At 72.5% G+C, this 7417-nt stretch carries 6 protein-coding genes and 1 tRNA gene; 3 read left to right on the forward strand and 4 right to left on the reverse strand.

Annotation, left to right across the window (positions count from 1 at the left end; genetic code table 11):
- Nucleotides 1-95 precede the first annotated feature (95 nt).
- Nucleotides 96-169 (reverse strand) — tRNA-Ile (locus tag HUX53_RS26505).
- Between the two features lie 154 nt (nucleotides 170-323).
- Here HUX53_RS26505 and HUX53_RS26510 point away from each other — a divergent pair.
- The 3 genes from HUX53_RS26510 (at nucleotide 324) to HUX53_RS26520 (ending at nucleotide 3281) form a co-directional block, all read left to right on the forward strand.
- Nucleotides 324-998: an LppX_LprAFG lipoprotein gene (locus HUX53_RS26510; protein WP_255205656.1), complete on the forward strand. Its 675-nt coding sequence runs from the start codon at nucleotides 324-326 to the stop codon at nucleotides 996-998.
- Between the two features lie 10 nt (nucleotides 999-1008).
- On the forward strand, nucleotides 1009-2625 hold the full coding sequence (locus HUX53_RS26515) for an MFS transporter (protein WP_176405942.1): 1617 nt from the start codon (nucleotides 1009-1011) through the stop codon (nucleotides 2623-2625).
- A 74-nt stretch (nucleotides 2626-2699) separates the two neighbouring features.
- Entirely contained in the window at nucleotides 2700-3281 is a 582-nt protein-coding gene (locus tag HUX53_RS26520) for a hypothetical protein (protein ID WP_176405943.1), read from the forward strand.
- 4 nt (nucleotides 3282-3285) lie between these two features.
- Here HUX53_RS26520 and HUX53_RS26525 read toward each other — a convergent pair whose 3' ends face one another.
- From HUX53_RS26525 to HUX53_RS26535, 3 genes are read right to left on the reverse strand one after another with little or no spacing between them, the layout of a single operon-like run.
- Entirely contained in the window at nucleotides 3286-3990 is a 705-nt protein-coding gene (locus tag HUX53_RS26525) for a 3-keto-5-aminohexanoate cleavage protein (protein WP_176405944.1), read from the reverse strand.
- A 23-nt stretch (nucleotides 3991-4013) separates the two neighbouring features.
- Nucleotides 4014-5975, reverse strand: a complete 1962-nt coding sequence (locus HUX53_RS26530) for a hypothetical protein (RefSeq protein ID WP_255205657.1) — start codon at nucleotides 5973-5975, stop codon at nucleotides 4014-4016.
- Nucleotides 5976-6019: 44 nt separating this feature from the next.
- Entirely contained in the window at nucleotides 6020-7288 is a 1269-nt protein-coding gene (locus tag HUX53_RS26535) for an adenylosuccinate synthetase (protein ID WP_176405945.1), read from the reverse strand.
- Between the last annotated feature and the right edge of the window lie 129 nt (nucleotides 7289-7417).

Consider the following 7417-nt stretch of genomic DNA (forward strand, 5'->3'; position numbering starts at 1 on the left):
GAGCCACCACATCGGGGGTCCGGGGGTCGCCCCCCGGGTGGATGCCGGAGGCGACAAGGTCCGCGCTTTCCGCGGACATGCGTCGGCCATCGGTGTAGGGCGGGCGGGACTCGAACCCGCGACCGGGAGATTATGAGTCTCCTGCTCTGACCAGCTGAGCTACCGCCCCGAGGCCGTTCCCCCGGTGACGGTGGGGGTTTTGCCGGGTGCAATCTTAGCGGTGGTGGGGGTGCGCGGACGTTGTGATGTCCTCCTTTTGGCGGGGGGATGTCATACCAGGAGGCGAGTGACGGGCGTGGTGACCGGTCGGTAGGGTCCCGCGTATGTCCAGACGCATGCTCGCTCTCGTGCCCGTTCTGCTGGCGCTGGTGTTCACCGGTGCCTGTGATGGCGGAGGGGACGGGAAGAAGGCGGATTTCGATGCCGCGCAGACGCTGCGGCAGGCGGCGGAGGCGATGGGGGCGTTGCAGAGCGTCGGGTTCTCGCTGGAGTCGGAGGGGAAGACGCCGGTCATCGTTAAGGGCGGCGATATGAAGCTGCTGCGGAGCGGGGACGCGCAGGGGACGTTGACGGTCGAGCAGTCGGGCCAGAACGTGGAGATGAAGGTCGTCGCGCTGGGGGACAGTATTTATCTGGACGCGGGGACGGGCGGCTGGCGGAAGCTGCCGAAGGCGCTGGCGGCGAGCGTGTACGACCCGTCGGCGGTGCTGGATCCGCAGCGGGGGATTCCGATGCTGCTGACGTCGGCGAAGTCGCCGGAGCCGGAGGCGGTGGAGAAGGTGGGCGGCAAGGACGCGTACCGGGTGGGGGCGAAGCTGCCGAAGGCGCAGATCGCGGGGCTGATCCCGGGGATCAACCAGGATATGGACGGCCAGGTGTGGGTGGACAAGGCCGATCACCGGCTGGTGAAGGTGCGCGGGCAGTTCCCGAAGGGCGGCGCGGTGGTGATCTCGTTCACCGAGTTCGACGCCCCGTACAAGATCAGCGCGCCGAAGTAGGGCGGTGCGGGTGAGGGAGCGGCGCCGGGTCGCGATCGGGGCGGGCGGCGCGGTGGTGCTGCTAGCGGCGCTGGACGCGTATGTGGTGACGACGGTCCTGGTGCCGATGGTGAAGGACGTCGGGATCCCGATCAACCGGCTGGAGCGGGTGACGCCCGTCCTGACGGGGTTCCTGCTGGGCTATGTGGCGGCGATGCCGCTGCTGGGGCAGTTGTCGGACCGGTTCGGCCGGCGTCCGCTGCTGCAGGCGTGCCTGGTGTTCTTCGCGGTGGGGTCGGTGGTGACGGCGCTGGCGCAGGGCGTGCCGGTGCTGACGGCGGGGCGGGTGGTGCAGGGTGTCGCGGGCGGCGCGCTGCTGCCGGTGACGATGGCGCTGGCCGGGGATCTGTGGGAGGAGCGGCAGCGTCCGGTGGTGCTCGGCGCGGTGGGAGCCGCGCAGGAGCTGGGGAGTGTGCTCGGCCCGCTGTACGGGGCGGGGGTCGCGGCGGTGCTGGATTGGCGGGCGATCTTCTGGATCAACGTGCCGCTGGTGGTGGTGGCGATGGCGGCGGTGCAGGTGGCGGTGCCGGGCGGGCGGAAGGAGGGGCCGCGGCCGGGTGTGGACGTGGTCGGCGGCCTGCTGCTGGCGCTGGGCCTGGGGCTGCTGGTCGCGGCGGTCTACAACCCGGAGCCGGAGGAGTCGGCGCTGCCGCCGTGGGGGCTGCCGGTGCTGGGCGCGGGCGCGGTGGTGCTGGCGGTGTTCGTCCTGTGGGAGGTCAGGTCGCGGACGCGGCTGCTGGATCTGTCGGGGGTGCGGCGGGGGCCGCTGCTGGCGACGCTCGGCGTGAGCCTGCTGTCGGGCGCGGCGCTGATGGTGACGCTGGTGGACGTGGTGCTGGTGGCGCAGACCGTCCTGCACAAGGACACCACGGAGGGTGCGCTGCTGCTGACGCGGTTCCTGGTGGCGCTGCCCATCGCGGCGGTGGCCGGCGGGCTGATCGCCCGGCGGGTGGGGGAGCGGTGGCCGATGGCGGCGGGCATGGTGATCTCCGCCGGCGGCTACCTGCTGATCGCGGGCTGGCCGGCGGATCTGGCGAACGCCTCGTACGGGCCGCTCCCGCGGATGGACGTCGATCTCGTGGTGACCGGTCTCGGTCTCGGCCTGGTGATCGCGCCGGTGTCGTCGGCGGTGCTGGCGTTCGTCCCGGCGGCGCAGCACGGTGTCGCGTCGGCGGCGGTGGTGGTGGCGCGGATGATGGGGATGCTGCTCGGCATCTCGGCGCTGTCGGCGTGGGGTTTCTACCGTTTCCACGCGCTGACGGCCGATCTGCAGCCGCCGCTGCCGTTCCTGATGTCGAAGGACGAGTTCGCGCGGCAGATGAAGGTCTACAACGCGGCCTTGCAGGACGCGCTGCGCACCGAGTACCAGGAGATCTTCTGGATCACCGCCGGGATGTGCGCGCTCGGGGCCCTGCTGGCGCTGGCGGTCCGGTCCCGGCGGGATACCGGCAGTCCGGAGGCGGACAGTCCGGACGATGGCCTGAATCGGTCATCAACCCGGCATATAGGACGCGATCCGGGAAATGATTCGGCCAGCGGCGATGTGCCGATCAACGAACTCGGGAATATCCTCGGTAAAGAAGGCTAAAGAGCCTCTTGCCGGGAGGGCGCTCCCCGGGGAGGTGAACGCAGATGCGCAGGTCAGGCATCCGTCGCGGAGGCATGCCGCTGGTCCGGCTGCGCCGCCGGCTCGGCCTGGAGCGGAACGGGCTGCGCCGCCGGGTGGACCGGGTCCAGCGGCTGGTCGCCCTCGGGCTGCTCCTGCTGCTGCTCGGCGCGGCGCCGCCGCTGGCGGCACTGGCCTCGTCCTGGTCCTACGACGCCGGGACCCGCGCGGAGCAGGCCGAGCACGCGAACCGGCACCAGGTGGTGGCCACCGTCACCTCGACCGGCGGGATCGGCTCGTCCGGTGACCGCTACATCCACGAGACCGTCCAGGCGACGTGGCCGGGCGGGAACGGCGAGCCCCGCGTCGGGACGCTGCCGAGCTGGAAGAACGTCAAGGTCGGCGCGCACCGGACGATCTGGATCGACCAGCACGGTGACCCGACCGTGCGTCCCCGCCCGCACAGCCGCACGGTGACCGACGCCGTCTACGCGGGCGCCGCCGCCGTCCTCGGCTGCGCGATACCCGTGCTGTTCGCGTACGCACTGGTCCGCCGCCGCTGCGACCGGCACCGCGACGCGATGTGGGAGGCCGACTGGGCGCGCATGGACTCCGCCGGGCACAACCCCCGCTCCTGACCCGCTAAGGGGCGAGGAGCGCGCGGGCCGTCTGGATCAGGGCGGCGTTGTCGCAGGCCGGGGAGCCGTCCGGGAGCGTGAGGGTGTCCTCCAGCCCGATCCGGACGTCCAGGTTGTGCCGGACGGCGAGGCGCAGCACCGGCCAGGCGCCGCCGTCCTCGCCGTGCAGCAGGATCGGCCGGTCGTGCCGGGTGCCGATGTCGTGCAGCAGTGCCTTGGCCGTGCCGGGCGCGGTCACCGGGTCGGTGTCGGTGACCTCGGCGAGGATCCGCAGCACGTGGTGGGCGTGCGGCCAGTGCAGGAACCGCTCGACGGCCTCGGTGCCGGAGAACAGGCCCGCCTCGATCGCGACGCCCCGCTCGAACAGCGCTTCGGCGACCAGTTCGGCGCCGCTCTCGTGGAAGTTCACCGACGCGTGGTCGGGCAGGACCGTCCAGGAGCGGATCAGCGCGGCGCGCTCGCCGGGGTCGGGTGCCGTCCAGGCGCCGGTGGTGATGCCGACGTGGATGGACGGGGTGGTCGCGCGGACGGCGGTGACCGTCTCCGCGACGTGGAACGCGTCCAGGGTGTCGGTGCCGGCGTCGTCCTTCGGGTGCAGGTGCGCGTCCTCCGCGCCGACGTCCGTGGCGGCGCGGACCTCGGCGGCGACCTCCTCCGGCGTGACGGGTACGTCCTTGGTCCGGGATCCGTTCGGGCAGACCTGGAGCATGGTCCGATCTTCTCAGGTGCGGGTCAGGGGATGATGACGCAGGGTCCGCCTCCGCACACGTCCACGACCGTGCCGGTCTTGAGGAAGGTGGCCTTCTGGCGGCGGGCGTCGGCGTTGTTGCGCGGATCGGAGTGCGGGTCGCGGCCCTGCGTCGGCGGGGTGTTCGTCAGCGGCGGGGCGGGGGAGCCGCTGTCCCAGACGACCATGGCGGAGCCGTCGTAGGACGAGCCGAACGTCGGGATGCCCCAGTAGGGCACCTTGTCCGGGTTGCGGCCCGGCCGGACGGCCGGGGCGTGGATGTGCGCGCCGATTGTGCGGGCCTCGACCTCGGCGGCCACGGGCGCCACCTGGTGGTCGCCGAACGCCACGTGCATCAGCACCCGGTGCTTCGGCGTGTTCGGCAGCGGGTCGCCGGTCATGTGCCAGGCGTAGCCGTTGGCCTCGCCGCGGTCCCACAGCATCTGGATCAGCGCGATGCCGATCTGCTGGTCCAGCTTGTCCGGGTAGAACAGGTCGAGGACCTGCGCGTACTCGGGGAAGTCGGCGCTGCGGTTGAGCAGCGTGCTGTAGTTCATCGCCGGGACGCCGAGGACGGCGCGCCGGATGTCGGGGGACACGGCGGTGAGGGCACCGCCCATGATGCCGCCCTGGCTGTTGCCGTCGTAGGTCAGCTCCGCCTTCGGGTCGATCAGCGATGTGCCGGCGTCGTTCTGGAACGCCTTGTTGCCCGCGAACCCGCGGGTCATGGCGCGGCCGAGGAAGGTGAAGTTGAGCAGGCTCTGCTGGAGGCGGTCGGCGACCGTCCGGAAGCGGGTGAGGTCGGCGAGCGCCGTGATCACGTTCGGGACGTCCTCCTCGGACATGCCGATCCAGCGGGTCGCGCAGAACATGAAGCCGTGCTCGGCGGCCATGGACTTGACGTTGCCCGCGTCGACCTCACCTTCGCTGCCGAGGAGGCCGTGCCCGTAGAGGGCGGGACGCGCCGGGTCGGTGAACGCCGACTTCGGGATCTCGCACTGGAACGGGACGGCCTGGGAGTTGCCCGGCAGCTGCGACGGCTGCCCGTCCCAGCCCCGGTGCAGGGACGATCCGGGCAGGCCGCCGTACTGGTCGAGGTAGCTGGGCGCCCAGACGACGCCCCTGACCTCACGGGCGATCTTGTCGTCCACGTCGTTGGTCACCTGCGTGACGAGGAACGACGGCGACCGGTCGCCCAGCTTGCGGAGCGCCTCGTCCCGCAGGTGCAGGTACGGCCCGGCGAGGCTCTGCCTGCTCGCGACGGTGAAGTCCCACGCGAGGTAGAGGCCGTCGCGGCTCACCCCGTTCGCCTGGAGCGCCGCCAGGACCTTCTTCTCCGCCCGCTGCCGCTTGGCCAGCGGGTCGCCGGACGGCAGATCAGCGCCGAGGATCTTGGCGAACGCGGCGTTCGGCCTGATCAGGTTCCCGGACGCGTCGCGCAGGTTGCGGAACGCGACCGCGTAGTGGTGACCTTCGCGGAAGTTCTTCGCCGGACGGACGATCAGCGCCTTCCGGTCATCGGGCGCGTTCGCGTCCAGTTCCGCCCAGTACGGCCAGCGCTCGCCGGTCGCGGTGTCCACGATCACGATCGGCGCGTCGGCGTCCAGCGAGGAGCCGATGTCGGTGATCGGCGCGGCGCCGCTGCGGGTCGGATCGACGCCCGGGACGCGGAGCAGCAGCGGCGATCCGGGGGAGAACCCGTCGGACCGGTTCCACTCGCCCGGCGACACCGGGATGCCCAGCGCGTTCTTGAGCGTCGTCTGCATGTGGACGCGGCGGCCCGTCGCCGTGCCCCCGTCCGCCACCGTGTACCAGTCGCTCGGGAACGGCAGCAGGCAGGCGGCCGGGTCGATCGGATCGCAGCCCGCGCCGGTGTCGGCCGCCGCGGCCGGCGGCGGGGCGGCCAGCAGGGCGGCGCTCGCGGCGACCGCCGCGAGGGCTGACAGCGTGCGCTGGGGGAGACGCAACGTCCACCTCCGGAAGATCCGCGGCGTTCAGCGGGATCTTGGTCTCACCGGAGGCCGAGGTCAATGGGTGTCCGAATGTGGTCACCCTCCTTGTCGGCCGAGGACGGCCCGTACGAGCGCAGGACGACCGGCGTCCCCAACGCGTCCTCGACCGTCGCCACGGGGTCACCGAGCGGCGCGTAGACGGGCCGCGCGCGGAGCAGGCGGCGGGTGAGCGCGGCCTGGCGGTCCAGGTCGGGCGGGCCGGCCTCCAGGCGCTCGGTCCGCTCGCCGTCCAGGTCGTAGGCCCGGCAGACGCGCAGGTCTGGACGTGCCCCTGCGACGTCCAGATGCGTGACCGCCAGGCCGTCCGCGCCGCCCGCCGCGTCCAGCGCGTAGCGGAGCGCGACGGCGTCGAGGTGGCCGACCCGGAACGCGCCCTGCCAGCGGCCCGTGCCGTTGTGCCGGTCGGGGAGATCGGCGGTCAGCGCCGGGTCCTCGGTGACGAACGGGCCGGGGCCGTGCCGGGTCGCGTAAGCGCGCAGCACGCCCAGGCGTGTCGCCGACGCGCCCGCCTCGGCCAGCAGCGTCTCGGCATTGGCGAACGTCGTCGTCGACCAGGTCGTGTACGGGTGGAATCCGTGCCACTCGTCCAGCAGGACGCCCTGGGCCCCTTCGAACACCACGGTCCCGGCGCACAGCAGGCCGCGCAGGTGATCGCCGCCGACGATCTGCACCCGCTCACCGAACGCGGTGAAGGCGTCCGCGCAGGCGTCGACGTCCGGGACGTCCTCGCCGCCGGGGAACGCGTCGCGGTACCAGTCGCGGACGGCGGCGAGCCGGCGCCGCAGCCGCGCGGGCGACAGGCAGTCGCCCGCGCGTGGCGCGTCCTCGAGCGCGAGCGCGTAGGACGCCGTCTCGCCGATGCCCATGCCGCACGACCCGTGCCGGGCCGCGCCGCGCGCCGACTCCCGCGCGCGGTTGGCGGCCCGGTGGTACGGCGTCGTCAGCAGCGCGTCGCCGTCCACGGTGAGCCGGTCGAGCGCGTCACCGACGCCGAGCGCCCGCAGGTGATCGGCCTCGGTGGCGAGGGAGAGGGGGTCGACCAGCATGAGCCGCGACAGGTGCGTCCGCACGCCCGGCGTGAACGTCCCCGAGCCGAACTGGGCGAACGTGTGGTGCCGCCCGTCCGGCGTGACGACGTTGTGCGCGGCCTGCGCGCCGCCGTTGAACCGCACGACCGCGGCTACCGGGGACGACGCGCAAAGGTGGTCTACGACCGTGCCCTTGCCCGCGTCCCCGAAGCCGAGGTCGACGACGATCACGTGGTCCATGGGCTAGTGCCGTAGCAGGCAACGTTCGCCCTGTTGTGATGTGACACGCCGTCTTGAGGCTGTGCCCGGCGCCGTGTGGCCGTCACCCTGTCCGGGTGGCAGAACGAGTACGTGTACGCGAGATCGACG

This window comes from Actinomadura sp. BRA 177 (genome assembly GCF_013372625.1).
Classification (GTDB): Bacteria; Actinomycetota; Actinomycetes; order Streptosporangiales; family Streptosporangiaceae; genus Spirillospora.

Coding starts and splice junctions, on each gene's coding strand:
- HUX53_RS26510 (WP_255205656.1), top strand. CDS start 324: ATGTCCAGACGCATGCTCGCTCTCGTGCCCGTTCTGCTGGCGCTGGTG.
- HUX53_RS26520 (WP_176405943.1), top strand. CDS start 2,700: ATGCCGCTGGTCCGGCTGCGCCGCCGGCTCGGCCTGGAGCGGAACGGG.
- HUX53_RS26525 (WP_176405944.1), bottom strand. CDS start 3,990: ATGCTCCAGGTCTGCCCGAACGGATCCCGGACCAAGGACGTACCCGTC.
- HUX53_RS26535 (WP_176405945.1), bottom strand. CDS start 7,288: ATGGACCACGTGATCGTCGTCGACCTCGGCTTCGGGGACGCGGGCAAG.